15 protein-coding genes are annotated in these 15399 nt (G+C 72.9%); 7 read left to right on the top strand and 8 right to left on the bottom strand.

What is annotated here, in order from left to right:
• Nucleotides 1–77: 77 nt before the first annotated feature.
• Nucleotides 78–1304: a beta-ketoacyl-ACP synthase I gene (gene fabB, locus DA075_RS09015; protein WP_099952909.1), complete on the bottom strand. Its 1227-nt coding sequence runs from the start codon at nucleotides 1302–1304 to the stop codon at nucleotides 78–80.
• Nucleotides 1305–1506: 202 nt separating this feature from the next.
• The gene (gene fabA, locus DA075_RS09010) at nucleotides 1507–2064 is read right to left on the bottom strand and encodes a 3-hydroxyacyl-[acyl-carrier-protein] dehydratase FabA (RefSeq protein ID WP_048462671.1); all 558 of its coding nucleotides are present in this window, start codon (nucleotides 2062–2064) and stop codon (nucleotides 1507–1509) included.
• A 233-nt stretch (nucleotides 2065–2297) separates the two neighbouring features.
• Here fabA and irrA point away from each other — a divergent pair, with 233 nt between their 5' ends.
• From irrA to DA075_RS08985, 5 genes are all read left to right on the top strand, one after another.
• Nucleotides 2298–2798, top strand: coding sequence for an iron response transcriptional regulator IrrA (gene irrA / locus DA075_RS09005; protein ID WP_099952908.1), 501 nt, complete (start codon nucleotides 2298–2300; stop codon nucleotides 2796–2798).
• A 248-nt stretch (nucleotides 2799–3046) separates the two neighbouring features.
• Nucleotides 3047–3838, top strand: coding sequence for a thiazole synthase (gene thiG, locus DA075_RS09000; RefSeq protein WP_099952907.1), 792 nt, complete (start codon nucleotides 3047–3049; stop codon nucleotides 3836–3838).
• Nucleotides 3835–4431 carry a thiamine phosphate synthase gene (locus DA075_RS08995; protein WP_099952906.1) on the top strand — a complete coding sequence of 199 codons (597 nt, stop codon included), beginning with the start codon at nucleotides 3835–3837 and terminating at the stop codon, nucleotides 4429–4431. The genes thiG and DA075_RS08995 overlap by 4 nt, the downstream gene beginning before the upstream one ends.
• A 168-nt stretch (nucleotides 4432–4599) precedes the next feature.
• Entirely contained in the window at nucleotides 4600–7893 is a 3294-nt protein-coding gene (locus tag DA075_RS08990) for a DEAD/DEAH box helicase (RefSeq protein WP_099952905.1), read from the top strand.
• A gap of 166 nt (nucleotides 7894–8059) precedes the next feature.
• Nucleotides 8060–9550: a DUF2252 domain-containing protein gene (locus DA075_RS08985; RefSeq protein WP_099952904.1), complete on the top strand. Its 1491-nt coding sequence runs from the start codon at nucleotides 8060–8062 to the stop codon at nucleotides 9548–9550.
• Between the two features lie 246 nt (nucleotides 9551–9796).
• Here the strand turns inward: DA075_RS08985 and DA075_RS08980 are convergent, their stop codons facing one another.
• The 6 genes from DA075_RS08980 to DA075_RS08955 all read right to left on the bottom strand — a co-directional run bounded on the left by DA075_RS08980 (nucleotide 9797) and on the right by DA075_RS08955 (nucleotide 13761).
• Nucleotides 9797–10789 carry an energy transducer TonB family protein gene (locus DA075_RS08980; RefSeq protein ID WP_099952903.1) on the bottom strand — a complete coding sequence of 331 codons (993 nt, stop codon included), beginning with the start codon at nucleotides 10787–10789 and terminating at the stop codon, nucleotides 9797–9799.
• A gap of 4 nt (nucleotides 10790–10793) precedes the next feature.
• Nucleotides 10794–11261, bottom strand: coding sequence for a protein TolR (gene tolR / locus DA075_RS08975; RefSeq protein WP_099952902.1), 468 nt, complete (start codon nucleotides 11259–11261; stop codon nucleotides 10794–10796).
• Between the two features lie 82 nt (nucleotides 11262–11343).
• On the bottom strand, nucleotides 11344–12036 hold the full coding sequence (locus tag DA075_RS08970) for a MotA/TolQ/ExbB proton channel family protein (protein WP_099952901.1): 693 nt from the start codon (nucleotides 12034–12036) through the stop codon (nucleotides 11344–11346).
• Between the two features lie 38 nt (nucleotides 12037–12074).
• Complete coding sequence (locus DA075_RS08965) at nucleotides 12075–12605, bottom strand: Tat pathway signal protein (RefSeq protein WP_099952900.1); 531 nt, start codon at nucleotides 12603–12605, stop codon at nucleotides 12075–12077.
• A 286-nt stretch (nucleotides 12606–12891) separates the two neighbouring features.
• On the bottom strand, nucleotides 12892–13329 hold the full coding sequence (locus DA075_RS36525) for a photosystem reaction center subunit H (protein ID WP_164712271.1): 438 nt from the start codon (nucleotides 13327–13329) through the stop codon (nucleotides 12892–12894).
• 27 nt (nucleotides 13330–13356) lie between these two features.
• Nucleotides 13357–13761: a response regulator gene (locus tag DA075_RS08955; protein ID WP_099952898.1), complete on the bottom strand. Its 405-nt coding sequence runs from the start codon at nucleotides 13759–13761 to the stop codon at nucleotides 13357–13359.
• 252 nt (nucleotides 13762–14013) lie between these two features.
• Between DA075_RS08955 and DA075_RS08950 the strand changes: the two genes are divergently transcribed.
• Both DA075_RS08950 and DA075_RS08945 read left to right on the top strand, forming a co-directional pair.
• Entirely contained in the window at nucleotides 14014–15027 is a 1014-nt protein-coding gene (locus DA075_RS08950; RefSeq protein WP_099952897.1) for a WD40 repeat domain-containing protein, read from the top strand.
• A gap of 4 nt (nucleotides 15028–15031) precedes the next feature.
• Complete coding sequence (locus DA075_RS08945) at nucleotides 15032–15298, top strand: hypothetical protein (protein WP_099952896.1); 267 nt, start codon at nucleotides 15032–15034, stop codon at nucleotides 15296–15298.
• Nucleotides 15299–15399: the final 101 nt, after the last annotated feature.

Here is a 15399-nt window from a genome sequence, read left to right as displayed (position 1 = left end):
TGTCGGTGGATCGGGCCTTTACGCGGCGGGCAGCCTCCTGTCCACGCCGCGAGGAGGGTCAAGACACCGGACAGACGTCAGGCGTCGACGTGCTTCAGGACCAGGGTGGCGTTGGTGCCGCCGAAGCCGAAGGAGTTGCTGAGCACATGGCCGAGCTGCGCGTCGTCCTTGCGGGCGCGCAGGATCGGCATGTCGGCGAAGGCCGGATCGAGCTCGTCGATATGGGCGCTCTCGCAGATGAAGCCGTTGTTCATCATCAGGAGCGAGTAGATCGCCTCCTGCACGCCGGTGGCGCCGAGCGAGTGGCCGGTCAGCGACTTGGTGGCGGCGATCGGCGGGCAGGATTCGCCGGTGCCGAACACCTCGCGGATCGCCTCGATCTCCTTGTCGTCGCCGACGGGGGTCGAGGTGGCGTGGGGGTTGATGTAGTCGATCTTGACGCCCTTGAGCCCCTCGATCGCCTGGCGCATGCAGCGCACCGCCCCCTCGCCGGACGGGGCCACCATGTCGTGGCCGTCCGAAGTGGCGCCGTAGCCGGCGACCTCGCCGTAGATGCGCGCGCCGCGGGCGCGGGCATGCTCCAGCTCCTCCAGCACCAGCACGCCGGCGCCGCCCGCGATGACGAAGCCGTCCCGCGCCCGGTCATAGGCGCGCGAGGCCCGCGACGGGGTCTCGTTGTACTTCGAGGACATCGCCCCCATGGCGTCGAACAGGACCGAGAGGGTCCAGTCCAGCTCCTCGCAGCCGCCGGCGAAGATGATGTCCTGGCGCCCGGCCTGGATGATCTCGGAGGCGTTGCCGATGCAGTGGTTCGAGGTCGCGCAGGCGGACGAGATCGAGTAGTTCACGCCCCGGATCTTGAACCAGGTGGCGAGCGTCGCCGACGCGGTCGAGGACATCGCCTTGGGCACCGCGAAGGGCCCGACGCGCTTCGGCCCCTTGGCGCGGGCGATGTCGGCCGCCTCGACGAGCGCGCGGGTCGAGGGACCGCCCGAGCCCATGATGATGCCGGTGCGCTCGTGCGAGACCTCGGCCTGCTCCAGGCCGGCGTCGCGGATCGCCTGCTCCATCGCGACGTGGTTCCAGGCGGTGCCGCCGCCGTGGAAGCGCATGGCACGGCGGTCGACCACCGTCTCGGCGTCGAGGGTGGGTGCGCCCTGGACCTGGCTGCGGAAGCCGTGGGCCGCGAAGTCCTCAGCGCGGGAGATGCCCGAGCGCGCCTCGCGGAGGGACGCCAGAACCTCCTGGGTGGAATTGCCGATGGACGAGACGATGCCCATCCCGGTGATTGCCACGCGCCTCATGATCGTCGGAACCCTCCGGAGCGGCGCCACACGCGCCCGCGGGCGGTCTCGCCACGCGGATGTCACCTAGGCGCCCGATGCCGTAATCTCAACCGCCCATCGGGGGAAAGGGTCCCGGCGGGCCGAAACAGCCCGCTTTTCGCTGGGCCACGGGGCCCGCCGTCCACGGGGTCGCCCCGCGCGGAGACGGGCTCGGGACAGCTCAGCCGCCGGCGGCGGGGGTCGCGGCCTGGAACAGGCCGACGCGCAGGTCCTGCACCTCGTAGACGCGCTCGCCGTCGGCCTCGAGCCAGCCATCGGCGATGCCGAGCACCAGGCGGCCCTGGCGCACCCGCTTGATGTCGACGCCGTAGACGACCTTCGTCATGGTCGGCAGCACCTGACCGGAGAGCTTCACCTCGCCGACGCCGAGCGCCCGGCCGCGGCCCGGCGCGCCGAGCCAGCCGAGATGGAAGCCTACCATCTGCCACAGGGCGTCGAGGCCGAGGCAGCCCGGCATCACGGGATCGCCCTGGAAGTGGCACGGGAAGAACCAGAGGTCGGGCCGCACGTCGAGCTCGGCCAGGACGTGGCCCTTGCCGTGGGCGCCGCCGTCGCGGCCGATCGAGGTGATGCGGTCGAACATCAGCATCGGCGGCAGCGGCAGCTGGGCGTTGCCGGCGCCGAACATCTCGCCGCGGCCGCAGGCCAGCAGGTCCTCGTAGGAGAAGTGCGAGGGCCGGCTCGGGGCGTCGGGGGCGGAGGTCTGGTCGGCGGACATGTGCGGGGCGGATTCCTCGTCAGGGGGCCGCGGACCCCCGGCGGACGGCCGGGGCGCGGCGGGTGGCGCCTCGTTAACACAGCGCCCGGGACTGTTCAAAGCCGGCCGAAGGCCATAGTCTGTAACGCTTCTGATCTGCGCCGGAACGGCCGCGGTCGGGTTGCGGCGGGGGGACGGGCGGCCTATAACAAGCGGTATCATTGTCGCTGCCCAACGAGTCGTTAGTTCCGCTGATGAACGATCTGTCGCCCCTGCGCGCCGTCCTCGGCGCCCGCGTCCCGGCCCTCGAGTCCGGCGCCGCCGGCCAGCGGCGCGGCTGCCCGCTCTCGGAGCTGCGGGATCGTCTGCGCCGCGCCGGCCTGCGACCGACCCGGCAGCGCCTCTCCCTCGGCTGGCTGCTCTTCGGCAAGGGTGACCGTCACCTCACCGCCGAGATGCTGTACGACGAGGCGATGCGGGCCAAGGTCCCGGTCTCCCTCGCCACGGTCTACAACACCCTGCACCAGTTCACCGAGGCCGGCCTGCTGCGCCAGCTCGCGCTGGACGGGTCGAAGGCCTATTTCGACACCAACCCGAGCGAGCACCACCACTTCTTCCTGGAGGAGGAGGGCCAGGTGCTCGACATGCCGGATTGCGGCATCACCGTCGACTCGCTGCCCCAGGCTCCCGAGGGCATGGAGATCGCCGGCGTCGAGGTGATCGTCCGCCTCCGCCGCCGGACCGGCCGGGCCTGATCTCAAACGATCGTCGGGACGTCTTCGAGGGCCGCGTTTCCGAAAGGGGGCGCGGCCCTTTTGTCATGCAGGCCGATGCCGGCACCCCAGCGCATCCCCATCTTGAGCGGGATGCAGGCCGCGACGGGGCAGGCCCGGTCTATCCTGCCTCCGGAGCCCTGCATCGCCCGGACTCGGCCTGAGGCCGCGGGCGGAACGAGTTGCCAGGTCCGGTCGAGCACGCGAACGACGCCATCCGGAGGAATCTCATGACCGACAGCCAAGATGACCTGCACGACGATCCGCTCGTCATCGCCGGCACGACCCTGTCCTCGCGCCTCTTCATCGGCACCGCCGGCTACCCGACGCAGGCCATCATGAGCGAGGCGGTGCGGGAGAGCGGCGCCGAGGTGGTGACGGTCTCGATCCGCCGCATCTCGCTCCACGGCCACGGCTCGGACACGGTGGCGCGCCTGAAGGGCGCCCGCTTCCTGCCCAACACCGCCGGCTGCGAGACCGCCCGCGACGCCGTGATGACGGCCGAGCTGGCCCGCGAGGCGCTCGGCACCACCTGGATCAAGGTCGAGGTGATCGGCGACCGCGAGACGCTCTATCCCGACGTCGCCGAGACGATCGAGGCCACCCGCCAGCTGGTCGAGTCCGGCTTCACCGTGCTGCCCTATTGCAACGACGATCCGGTCGTGTGCAGCCGCCTGGCCGATCTCGGCGCGGCCGCCGTGATGCCGATGGGCTCGCTGATCGGCTCCGGGATGGGCGTCGCCAACCCGGCCAATCTCGAGCTGATCTGCCGGCGCTCGCCGGTGCCGGTGATCGTCGATGCCGGCATCGGCACCGCCTCCGATGCGGTGATCGCGATGGAGCTCGGCGCCGCCGCGATCCTCCTCAACACCGCCGTCGCCAAGGCCGACGATCCGGTGCGGATGGCCCGCGCCATGCGCCGCGCCGTCGAGGCCGGCCGCCTGGCGTCGCTCGCCGGCCGCATCCCGCGCCGCGCCCGGGCCGAGCCGTCGAGCCCGCAGCTCGGCCTCGTCGGCTCGTGAGCCTGCCCGCCCGTCTGCTGATCGTCACCGACCGGCACGGCTGCCCAGAGCCGCTGCCCGACCGCGTCGCCGCCTGCCTGGGTGCCGGCGCCCGCTGGATCTGGCTGCGCGACCGCGACCTGCCGGCTCCGGAGCGTTCGGGCCTGGCCGAGATCCTGGCCGGACACGTGGCGCGGGTCGGCGGGGCGCTGACCATCGGGCGCGACGTGGAGCTGGCGGCGCTCGTGGCGGCGGCGGGCGTCCAGCTCGGCGGGGCCGCCGCCGTGGCGCCGGCCCGGGCGCGGCTGGGGCAGGGGGCGTTGCTCGGCGTCTCCGCGCATTCCCTCGCGGAGGTGAGGGCCGCGCGGGAGGCGGGGGCGGATTACGTGACGTTGAGCCCGATCTTCCTCACCGCCAGCAAGCCCGGCTATGGGCCCGCGCTCGGGCTGGAGGTGGTGCGGGAGGCGGCCCGGGTGGTGCCGGTGGTGGCGCTCGGGGGCATCGATTCCGGGACCGCGCCGGCCTGCCGCGAGGCCGGAGCCGCGGCCGTGGCGGTGATGGGGGCGGCGATGCGCGCACCGGATGTCGGGAGGCTGATCCCGGCCCTCGGATAGGACGCGTTCGGTCCCGGGGACGATCGCCCCGTCCTCCACCCCGTTCCAGGCCGGAGACGGCGGCTTTCCCGGTACTCCCCCACATCATTCCTGTGCATGCGACAGCCTTGACCGGACCCGTCGCAGCCGCCGGGCGTTGGCTGGCCGCGAGAACAGGAGTGGGGGCCGATGGCGAAGCGCAAGGTGAGCCGGCGCGCGAAGGGGGAATCCGAGGAGGGCGTGGCGCCGCTGGTGCCGCCCGGGGCCCTCGCGGTGGCGCTGCTCGGCCTGCGCGACCGGGGCCGCCCCCTGATCCACGTCGCCCGCGAGGCCCGCCGGCTGGAGGAGGTCGCCGCCCTGCTGCGCGGGCTGGCGCCCGGCCTCGGCGTCGCGGTCTACCCGGAATGGGACTGCCTGCCCTTCGACCGTGCCTCCCCTTCCCGCGGCACGATGGGGGCGCGGGCCGGCGTGCTGCGCTGGCTCACCGATGCCGGGAACCTGCCGGACATCCTTCTCACCACCGCCCCGGCCCTGATCCAGCGGGTGCCGCCGCCCGCGACCTGGGCCGGGGCCCGGGTCGAGATCAAGGCCGGCGACGCCCTCGATCCCGCCCGGCTGGCGGCGGAGCTGCAGCGCCTCGGCTACATCCTCGACGACCGGGTCGACGAGCCCGGCGAGGTCGCGGTGCGTGGCCGGACCATCGACGTGTTCCCGGCCGCCGCGCCCCGGCCCTGCCGGATCGAGCATGACGGCGGCACGGTCACGGCGATCCGCACCTATGATCCGGTCTCGCAGCGCTCCCTCGACGAGATCGGGACCCTGGTGGTCGACCCGGCGACGGAGATCGTCCTGGCGCCGGACTCGCCCGTGCGCCTGCGGCCCTTCACCGGCCAGGAGCATCTTTTGCCCACCCTCTACGGCCGGCTCGTCACGGTGCTCGACTACGTGCCGGACGCCCGCCTGGTGGTCGAGGCCGGGGCGGAGGGCCGCGCCGAGGCGTTCTTCGAGCAGATCGCCGAGGGACGTGCGGCGGAGGCCGCGACCCGCGGCCAGGCGGTGCCGCTCTACCTGACCCCCGCCGAGTGGCGGGAGACCCGCGAGGCCCGCCAGCTGGCGGTCGCGAGCGACGCGGACGCCGAGTCCATCGCCGTGCCGTCCTTCCTGCGCGAGCGCCGGCCGGGCGCGGCCTTCTCGGTCTACCTGCGCGATCGCCTCAAGGCCGGCGAGCGCGTGGTGCTGGCCGGCGACCCGACCGGGCTCAAGCGCCTGTCCCGCCAGGCCGCCCGGGCGGCGGAACGCAGCGTCCGCCCGGTCGCCGACTGGGAAGAGGCCGTCGCCGCCAGGGCCGGCGAGATCGTGGCCCTGGCGGCACCCCTCGATGCCGGCTTCCGGGTGCCGGACCTCGCCACGACCGTGGTCGCCGCCCCGGACGTCTATGGCGGCAGCTCCGTCCGCGCGAGCGCCGGGCAGCCGGTGATCCTGCCGATGGGCGAGGTGGACCTGCGCGTCGGCGACGTCGCGGTCGACGGCGACCACGGGCTGTGCGTGTTCGAGGGGCTGGAGCGCATCGCCACCGGCGACGGCGGCAGCACCGAGGCCCTGCGCCTGCGCTTCGCCCACGAGGCGATCCTGATGGTGCCGGTGGCCCAGGCCGACCGGATCTGGCGCTACGGCTCGGAGGAGGAGGCGGTCACCCTCGACACGCTCGAGGGCGGGACCTGGGCGAAGCGGCGACTCACCACCGAGGCGGGCCTGGCACGGGCCGCCCGCGCCATGCTGGAGGCGGCGGAGCAGCGCCGCGAGGCCAGCGCCCCGGCCCTGGTGCCGCCGGAGCGCGAGATGGAGCGGTTCGGCGCCGGCTTCGGCTTCCCGCTTACCCCCGACCAGGCGAAGGCCGTCGACGGGGCGCTCGCCGATCTCGCCGGCGAGCGGCCGATGGACCGGCTGGTCTGCGGCGATGTCGGCTTCGGCAAGACCGAGGTGGCCCTGCGGGCCGCCGCCGCGGCTCTGCTCGCCGGCAAGCAGGTCGCCGTGGTGGCGCCGACGACCGTGCTGGTGCGCCAGCACCTGCGCACCTTCGAGCGGCGCTTCTCCCGCTTCGGCATCGGGGTGGCGCAGCTCTCGCGCCTCGCCGCGCCGGCGGAGGCCAGGCGCGTGCGCCAGGGCCTCGCCGACGGCTCGATCCGCCTCGTGATCGGCACCCACGCGCTCGCCGGGAAGGGCGTCGCCTTCGCCGATCTCGGCCTCGTGGTGATCGACGAGGAGCAGCGCTTCGGCGCCGCCCTGAAGGAGCGCCTGCGGAGCATGGCGGGCGACGCCCACGTGCTGACCCTGACCGCGACGCCGATTCCCCGCACCCTGCAATCGGCCCTGGTCGGCCTCAAGTCGCTCAGCGTCATCGCGACGCCGCCGGCGGTGCGCCAGCCGATCCGCACGATGCTGACGCCGCTCCACGACGACACGGTGCGGGCGGCGCTGATGCGCGAGAAGGGCCGGGGCGGCCAGAGCTTCGTGGTCTGCCCGCGCATCGAGGAGATCGGCCCGATGGCCGAGCGGCTGAAGCGGCTGGTGCCGGAGCTGGAGACGGTCGTCGCCCATGGCGAGATGAAGCCGGCGGAACTCGACGAGATCATGGTGCGCTTCGCCGACGGCGAGGGCGACGTGCTCCTCGCCACCTCGATCATCGAGAGCGGGCTCGACGTGCCGCGGGCGAACACCATGCTGGTCCACGATGCCGAGCGCTTCGGCCTCGCCCAGCTGCACCAGCTGCGCGGCCGGGTCGGCCGCGGCCAGCGCCGGGGCGTCACCTACCTGCTGACCCGGCCCGACCGCACCCTGCCTCCGGCGGCCGAGAAGCGCCTGCGCACGCTGGAGGCCCTCGACCGCCTCGGCGCGGGCTTCGCCATCAGCGCCCGCGACCTGGATCTGCGCGGGGCCGGTGACCTCGTCGGCGAGAACCAGGCCGGACACGTCAAGCTGATCGGGCTCGGCCTCTACCAGCACCTGCTGCAACTGGCCCTGCGCGCCGCCAAGGGCGAACCGGCGGAGGATTGGGCGCCGGAGATCCATCTCGGCCTCGCCGGCGACGTGCCGCAGGATTACGTGCCGGAGCCCGAGCTGCGCCTGAGCCTCTACACACGCCTCCTGCGCCTGGGCAGTGCGGAGGAGGTCGAGGCGCTGCGCGGCGAGGTCGAGGACCGGTTCGGGCCGCTGCCCAAGGGCGTGCGGGCGCTGTTCGCCCTCGCTCACCTGCGGGTCGCCTGCCTCTCTCTCGGCATCGCCCGCCTCACCGGCGGGCCGCAGGGCCTCGCGGTCGATTTCCGCCCCGGCTGCGCGCCGGCCGCGATGCCACTGTCCGACGAGGTGACCGCCCGCGACGGCCGGCTGATCCTGCGCCGTCCTTGCGACGATCCGGACCGGCGCGGCGAGGAGGCGGCCGAGTTCCTGCATCGGATCCAGGAGGCCCGCGACCAGCAGGGCTGACGGGGCGACACGTCCGGCGCCGGCTTTTCATCCGGTGCCCGGAACGATCGTCCACGGCCAAGGTTGATCCCGATCGCGGTCAGGGACATCCCTGCAAGGGTGACCCCGGCGAGGGTCATCCCGGCCAGGGGAATCCCGGATCGAGGCCGCCGACGAGCTGCGCCCCATGGACAGAGCCAATCCCGACAGACAGCCCGAGGAGTCCGCGGCCGAGGCGGTCGCGGCCGAGGCCGAGGACGTCGTGCTGGAGCCCCTGGCCGACTTCCCCCATATCCACCTGCGCACGCCCGGCGAGCCTTGGGAGAAGCGCCGCGCCGCCGGCAAGGCCCTGCGCATCAAGGTCCCGCATGACAGCCACGGCCCGGTGCCCGCCCCGAAGGACCGGCCCGATCCGGTGCAGCTGATCGAGGCGGCTCAAGGAGGGCGCCAGGCGCGGCTGATCCCGCTGCGCGTCGCCCGGATGGCGAGCTCGCCCTTCGCCTTCCTGCGCGGCGCCGCCACCGTGATGGCCTGGGACCTCGCCCGCACGCCGACGAGCGGCATCGACGTGGTGATGAACGGCGACGCCCACATCTCGAATTTCGGCCTGTTCGGCACGCCCCAGCGCGACATCGTGCTCGACCTCAACGACTTCGACGAGGTCACGATCGGCCCCTGGGAATGGGACCTGAAGCGGCTCTGCGCCAGCATCGCGGTCGCCGCCCGCGACCTCGACGTGCCGGAGGCGGAGCGCCGCGAGGCGGTGATCGCTGCGGTCTACGGGTACCAGCACACCATGACCGAGCTGGCGCCCCAGGGCCCGCTCGACGTCTGGCACCGGGCGGCGCGGGCCGAGGAGCTGGATTTCAGCGGCATCGCGATCGACGACGAATCCCGCGCCGTGGTGGAGCGGGCAGTCGAGAAGGCGCGCAAGCGCCACAACAAGAGCCTGCTCGCCCGGGTCGGCGAGCGCCGGGTCGATGGCGGCTGGCGCTTCCGGAACGACCCGCCGATCCTGACCTGGGTCGATGCCGACACCCGCGAGGCGGTGACCGCGGGGCTCGAGCGCTATGCCGAGACCCTGCCGCGGGAGCGCCGGTTCATGCTGAGCCGCTACCACGTCGTCGACGTCGCCCACCGGGTCGTCGGCGTCGGCAGCGTCGGCACGAGGGCGTATGTCGCGCTGCTCTGCGGCAACTCGGACCAGGACGTGCTCTTCCTCCAGGTCAAGGAGGCGGTGCGCCCCGCCCACGCGCCTTACGTCGCCGGCATGCCCGAGCCCTACGCCTCGCACGAGGGCGAGCGGGTAATCTATGGGCAGCGCCTGCTCCAGGCGGTTGGCGACCCGCTCCTCGGCTGGACCACCATTGACGGCCGTCCGTTCTACGTCCGCCAGATGAAGAACATGAAGGGCGAGATTCCGGTCGCCTGCATGCGCGGGCAGCCGCTCGTCTACTTTTCCTGGGCCTACGGCGCGCTGCTGGCCCGGGCCCATGCCCGCACCGGCGACGCCGCCGCCATCGCAGGCTATTGCGGTCGCGACCGCCACGCCGCCTTCCGCGAGGCCCTGGCCGACTGGGCCCACGCCTATGGCGACCGCAACGCGGAGGACCACCGGCTGTTCCTGGACGCGATCAAGTCCGGCCGGCTGGAAGCGGCGGCGGATCCGGAGATGTGACGCTGGAACAAGACGACGTGGGTGGGCCTGCCTGTTGATCTCCGGAAGATGTCATGTCCTCTGCGTCGTCCCGGGGCAGCACAGTGGAACCCGGGATCCATGAACGCTGACGATAGAGGATGGAGCGGAATGCATACCGCCTCGTTCCGCGTCGTCAATCTTCATGGATTCCGGGCTCTCGCCTTTCGGCGAGCCCCGGAATCACGAGGAAGGATGGTCATCGCATCCAGAGGGTCAGGCAAACCCTCAGTTGAACCGCACCGGCAGGGTGAAGCTCTGCTGTGCGCCCGCGAACTCGGCCGGCGCCGGCGGCAGGCTGCCGGAGGCGGCCGCCACGGCCGCGGCGTCGAGGGCGCCGTTGCCGCTGCTGCTGGCGAGCGAGGCGCCCAGCACCCGGCCGGACCGGGACACGGTGAAACGGACCGTCGCGGTGCCGCTCGCCCCGCCGGCGCTGCGGGCCCGGCTCTGGATCACCCCGCGCACCATCGCGCCCCACGCCCGGGCGGCGTTGGCGCTCGCGGCGGCGGAGGCCCCGCCCTGGTTCATCTGCGAGGCGGAGGCCGCGGCGCGGCGCTGGCGGGCGGCCTCCATGTTGCGCTCTGCGGCTCTCGGAGCGTCGCGCTTGACGTCGCGCACGGGTTTCGGCGCCGGCTTCTTCGCCTCGACCGGCTTCTCGACGGGCTTGGGCTTCTCGACCGGCTTCGGCTTGGCCACCGGCTTCGGCACGGGCTTCGGAACCGGCTTCGGCTCCTGCACGGGCTTCGCCACCACGGCGGCCGGCGCCTCCGGGTTGGTCGAGGTGACGACCTGCTCCTCGGGCTCCTGCACCGCCTCCACCGCTTCGGGCGGCTTCTCCATCGGCACCGCCTCGGCCGGGGCCTGTTCGACCGGGGTCTCCTGCGGCGCCTCCTCCATCTTCGTGTCCGGCGGCGGCGGAGTCTCGACCGGCACGGTGTCGGACGGGGGCTCGGCCGTCGGCACGGTCGTCGGCTCGGTCGTGTCGGTGGGCGTCGGCGCGGCCTCGACGTCGTTCGCCTGGTTCGGCACGTCGATCGCCGCCATGTCCGGCGCGAGATCGATGGCGATCTCGTTCTCGCCGGGCGGGGCCGGAGGGCTGCGCCAGTAGGTCAGGGCGAAGAGGCCGCCGGCATGCAGGGCGAGCGCCACCAGGAAGGCGAGGCCGAGGCCCGTCCCCGGCTCGCGCGGCTCCGGCCCGTCGGTCGTCAGGGTGTGGCTCATCGGCTTACCGGGGGGCCGCCGGGGCGGGCGCCGCCCCGCCCGAGGGCGCGTTGGCGATCAGCGAGACCTTGGCGAAGCCGGCCTGGCCGACGAGGCCCATCACCTCCATGACACGCCCGTAGGGCACGTCCTTGTCGCCGCGCACCAGCACGGTCTGGCCCGGATCCTCGGCGGCCGCCGCCTTCAGGCGGGCAAGCGCGCTGTCGGCCGGCAGTGGCTCCTTGGCGAGGAAGGCCTGGCCGTCCTTGTCGACCGAGACCACCACCGGCTTCTTCGATTCGGAGGTCTTGGCGGCGGCGGTCTTCGGCAGCTGCACCGGCACGCCGACGGTCATCAGCGGGGCCGCGACCATGAAGATGATCAGCAGCACCAGCATCACGTCCACCATCGGGGTGACGTTGATCTCGGACATCGGCGCGGCGTCGAAGCCATCCTCGTCGCCGGCGCCGGCCTGCACCGGTCCCATACCCATCTGGCGGGCCTCCGGCCGCCTGCCCTAGCGGGGCAGGGGCTCTCTACGCGTTGAACGGGAAGAAACGTATCCTGGACGTCGCTTACTCGGCAGCGGCGCTGCGGGCATGGTGGCTGCGGTCGCGCGCCAGCCGGTTGCCGAGGGTGCCGATGCCGGCGACGAAGGCCGCCTGCACCTTGGCGAGGTCGCTGGAGAACTTGTTGTAGGCCAGCACCGCGGGGATCGCGACCACGAGGCCGATCGCGGTGGCGAACAGCGCCTCCGCGATGCCCGGCGCCACCACCGCGAGGCTGGTGTCCTGGCTCTTCGCGATCGACGAGAACGAGTTCATGATGCCCCAGACCGTGCCGAACAGGCCGATGAACGGCGCCGCCGAGCCGGCGCTCGCCAGGAAGGGCAGGCCGATCTGCAGCCGCTTGATGTCGAGGGTGAGGGCGGCCCGCATGGCGCGCTCGATGCGCTCGCGGCGCTCGGCGCGGGTCTCGGTCGGGTCCTGATCGCGCCAGGCCTCCTGGGCGGCGGCCACCACCCGGGCGCTGATCCCCGAGCGCGCCTCCGGCATGCCGCCGGTGGCGACGAGGCGCCCGAAGGCCCGGGCCTGGCGCCGGGCGCCGGCGAGGCGCACCAGCTTCTCGATGATGATCGTCCAGGAGACCAGCGAGGCCAGGATCAGGAGGATCATCACCCCCTTCACGATCGGGTCGGCCTGCAGGAAGAGGCCGAGGAAGGAGAAGTCGTGGCCTGCGGCCGCGGCGGGCGCGGTGGTCGGATCCATCTCGGCGGTCTCCGGAAGAAAGGAAAGAAGAGAGGCGGTCAGCGCACGAACGGCGCGGCGCCCTTGGCGGAGGAGGGCTCGATGCGCTCCAGGCAGGCTTCGCGGCTCAGGTCCTGGCCCGAGATGTCCTTGCCCTCGCAGGAAGCCACGTCGTTGAGCAGCACCCGGCCGACCTGGGCGCAGGGGGTGGGGGAGATCTCGAACTGGCGGAGAGCCGTCTTGCGCGCCGGCACGGGGCCGAGCTCGACCATGCTGCGCTTCTGCACGATGCCGTCCGGATCGAAGGCATAGAGGTCGAGGCGCAGCGAGCGGATCGCGCCGCCCTTGCCGTTCTCGACGATCAGCATCGCCTTGCAGGCCTCGCCGGCGGTCTCGAGCTTGTTCAGCTCCACCCGCAGCGGCGGGGCGGCGGGCTGGCTGACGGCGGCGGGCGTCACGGTGGCTTGGCCCTCCGCCGCCTGGGCCGTCGCGGCGAGCGGCGACAGGGCGAGGCACAACAGGGCCGCGAGGCGGCCGATGCGGGCCCGGGAGAAGCTGGCCTGAGACCTGGGCAAGCCTTGCGTGAGCACGTCGTGCGACTCCTCTGGGACGGCGAGCGCCAAACAGCCATTCGCGCGCGGACCGTCCGCCCCTGCGGGCGTCGGCGCGACGCCTTCCCGGCTCTCGCTCCTGTTCGTCGGACAAAGCCGGCATGCCCCGGGACGATCCCGGGCCGCCAGCAGGAACGAACTAGCGAGAGGACCGGACGGGATCAAGGCCGCCCGCGAAACTCAGAGGAATTCCAATCTGTTACCGGGCTGCCCGGCGAAGCCGGCAGGCCCGCTTGCCATATTATCCCGTCTCCTGTCCTGGGCTCTACTTCGCCTTGATCTCAGGTGCCTTCTCGGGAGACTTCTCGGGAGCTTTGGGCGTGCGGGCCTTCTCGACCGCCTCGGCCTTCTCCTCGTCGGTGTCGCCGCTCTGGTCGATCGCCCGTTCGGGGTTGGCGGCCAACCCGCGCAGGACGGCCAGAACCTGGGCGCAGACCTCCGGGTGCTTGTAAGCGTCCAGGACCACGGCGGCGTCGCGCAGGGTGCGCAGGTCGCGCACCGTCTGCGCATTGGCGGAGCGCTGCAGCTCGGCCGATTTGGCGATCACGTCCTCGAGACGCAGGGCGACGATGTCGCAGGTCGGGCTCGGGGCGGGCGCCGTCGCCGGAGCCGCAGGTGCGGGCGCATCCTTGGCGCCCGCCGTGAGGGCGTGGCCGGCGAGGATGAGGGCCAGAAGACCGGACAGGACGAAGGGCGGTCGCATGGGCGTGGGGCTCCGGCAGAAGGGGTGTCAGTGTCCGAGGATGCGGTTGGCGAGCGCCACGATCTGGCTCGGGCGGTAGGGCTTGGGCACGAAGACCGAGCCGGTCACCGCCTCGCCGTCGCCCAGCGTGTGGCGGCCGCCCGAGGTGTAGACGACCGGCAGGCGCGGGCAGTGGCGCCGCGCGTCGCGGGCGAGCGCCATCCCGTTGGTGTTGCGGGCGAGGTCGATGTCGGTGAACAGCATGTCGACCCGCTCGGCCTGCAGGATGCGGCCGGCCTCGACGGCGTCGGACGCGGTGAGCACGCGGTATCCCTCGTCCGCCAGGGCCTCGGCGGCGATCTCGCAGACCATCGCCTCGTCCTCGACCACCAGCACCGTCTCGCAAGGGAGGGCAGCGGGCGGCACCATCGCCGCAAAGGCAGACTGGATCATGACGCAACTCGCTCCAGGACGGTGAGGGGACCGCCGGTCCGCCTTCGGGCGCTCCGGCGACGGTTCGAGGGAAGAACCACCGGAACCTCGGCCGTGTTCGAGCCGGATCCATCGAATTGACGGAGTTTGGTGAGCGAAGCCTTAACCCTGCGGGAGGACCGGTTAATCCAGGCCGGAACTGCGCCCGGCCTTGCGCCGGCAGGCCCCGTGTGAGAGGCCCGGGCCCGCATCACGAGGTTCACAGGAAGAGCGATGAGCGCCACCGCCGCCCCCTCCCTCACCCAGCAGGTCACCGAGATCGCGGCCGGCGCCCATGTCATCGCGGCGCACTGGCTCGGCCGGCAGCTCGCCCTGGCGCTCGGCGACGGGGCGGTGCTGCTCGTGGCCGAGGACGGTGGGACCACCCGGGTCGCGGCCCATCCGGAGGCCGGCATCCTGGTGGCCGCGGGCGACGGCAAGCGCCTCGTCACCGGCGGCGACGACGGCAGGGTCGTCGCGACCAAGGCCGATGGGACCGCCGAGGAGATCGCGACGGCCAAGGGCGGCGCCTGGATCGACGCGCTGGCGCTGCATCCCGACGGCGGCATCGCTTATGCGGCGGGCAAGCGCGTCGTCGCCCGCGACGCCAAGGGCCGCGAAAAGACCTTCGAGGCGCCCTCGACCGCCCGCGGCCTCGCCTTCGCGCCCAAGGGCTACCGGCTGGCAGTGGCGCATTACGGCGGCGCCACCCTGTGGTACCCGAACCTCGACACAGCCCCCGAGGCCCTGACCTGGAAGGGCTCGCACATCGACGTGACCTGGTCGACGGACGGGCGCTTCGTCATCACCACCATGCAGGAGAACGCCCTGCACGGCTGGCGCCTGCAACCCGACCGCGGCCACATGCGGATGACCGGCTACCCGGCCAAGGTGCGCTCGTATGCCTGGTCCTCGGACGGGGACTGGCTGGCGACGAGCGGCGCGGAAGCCGTGATCGTCTGGCCGTTCGACTCGAAGGAAGGGCCGACCGGCAAGGCGCCGCGGGAATGCGGCGTGCGTCCGGCCCGGGTCTCGCGGGTGGCGTTCCACCCCAAGGCCCCGGTCCTGGCGGCAGGCTACGAGGATGGCTGCGTGCTGCTGATCCGCTTCACCGACGCCTCCGAGCTGCTGGTGCGCCCGGCGGTACGGGGCAGCGCCGTGACGGCGATGAGCTGGCATTCCGGCGGCGAGCACCTCGCCTTCGGCTGCGCCGACGGCCAGGCCGGCCTCCTCAGCCTGCCGCGCTAGGCCGATGGGCCTCCTTGGCGCCTTCCGGAAGCGTCCGTCGCCGGATGCCGCCGCCCGGGCCCGGGTGGCCGAGATCGCCCGCCGGCTCGGCGGCTTCGGCCCCGAGGTGACGCTCACCGTCAACGAGATCGTCTGCGCCGACCCGGCCTGCCCGGGCACCGAGACGGTGATCCTCGTCATGATTCCGGGTGAGCGCTCGCGCGCCTGCAAGGTGGGCAAGCCCCTGGAGGCGGTGACGGAGGAGGACGTGGCGGGCGCGCTAAAGCGCTGATTCACGACGCCCTGCGGCGCTCCTGGCCCGCGCCCGCCCTCAGTGTTGCGCCCCATCTACAGCCCACGGGGCGCCGTCTCGACTAGGAGGGAGAACGGCCC

It is taken from the genome of Methylobacterium currus, assembly GCF_003058325.1.
Lineage (GTDB): Bacteria > Pseudomonadota > Alphaproteobacteria > Rhizobiales > Beijerinckiaceae > Methylobacterium > Methylobacterium currus.
Note: the sequence above shows the minus strand (reverse complement) of the source record. Positions and strands in the feature narration are given on the sequence as shown.

Excerpts from the sequence above, each read along its gene's own strand:
- fabB (WP_099952909.1), bottom strand. The coding sequence starts at position 1,304 with ATGAGGCGCGTGGCAATCACCGGGATGGGCATCGTCTCGTCCATCGGC.
- fabA (WP_048462671.1), bottom strand. The coding sequence starts at position 2,064 with ATGTCCGCCGACCAGACCTCCGCCCCCGACGCCCCGAGCCGGCCCTCG.
- irrA (WP_099952908.1), top strand. The coding sequence starts at position 2,298 with ATGAACGATCTGTCGCCCCTGCGCGCCGTCCTCGGCGCCCGCGTCCCG.
- thiG (WP_099952907.1), top strand. The coding sequence starts at position 3,047 with ATGACCGACAGCCAAGATGACCTGCACGACGATCCGCTCGTCATCGCC.
- DA075_RS08990 (WP_099952905.1), top strand. The coding sequence starts at position 4,600 with ATGGCGAAGCGCAAGGTGAGCCGGCGCGCGAAGGGGGAATCCGAGGAG.
- DA075_RS08985 (WP_099952904.1), top strand. The coding sequence starts at position 8,060 with ATGGACAGAGCCAATCCCGACAGACAGCCCGAGGAGTCCGCGGCCGAG.
- DA075_RS08980 (WP_099952903.1), bottom strand. The coding sequence starts at position 10,789 with ATGAGCCACACCCTGACGACCGACGGGCCGGAGCCGCGCGAGCCGGGG.
- tolR (WP_099952902.1), bottom strand. The coding sequence starts at position 11,261 with ATGGGTATGGGACCGGTGCAGGCCGGCGCCGGCGACGAGGATGGCTTC.
- DA075_RS08970 (WP_099952901.1), bottom strand. The coding sequence starts at position 12,036 with ATGGATCCGACCACCGCGCCCGCCGCGGCCGCAGGCCACGACTTCTCC.
- DA075_RS36525 (WP_164712271.1), bottom strand. The coding sequence starts at position 13,329 with ATGCGACCGCCCTTCGTCCTGTCCGGTCTTCTGGCCCTCATCCTCGCC.
- DA075_RS08955 (WP_099952898.1), bottom strand. The coding sequence starts at position 13,761 with ATGATCCAGTCTGCCTTTGCGGCGATGGTGCCGCCCGCTGCCCTCCCT.
- DA075_RS08950 (WP_099952897.1), top strand. The coding sequence starts at position 14,014 with ATGAGCGCCACCGCCGCCCCCTCCCTCACCCAGCAGGTCACCGAGATC.
- DA075_RS08945 (WP_099952896.1), top strand. The coding sequence starts at position 15,032 with ATGGGCCTCCTTGGCGCCTTCCGGAAGCGTCCGTCGCCGGATGCCGCC.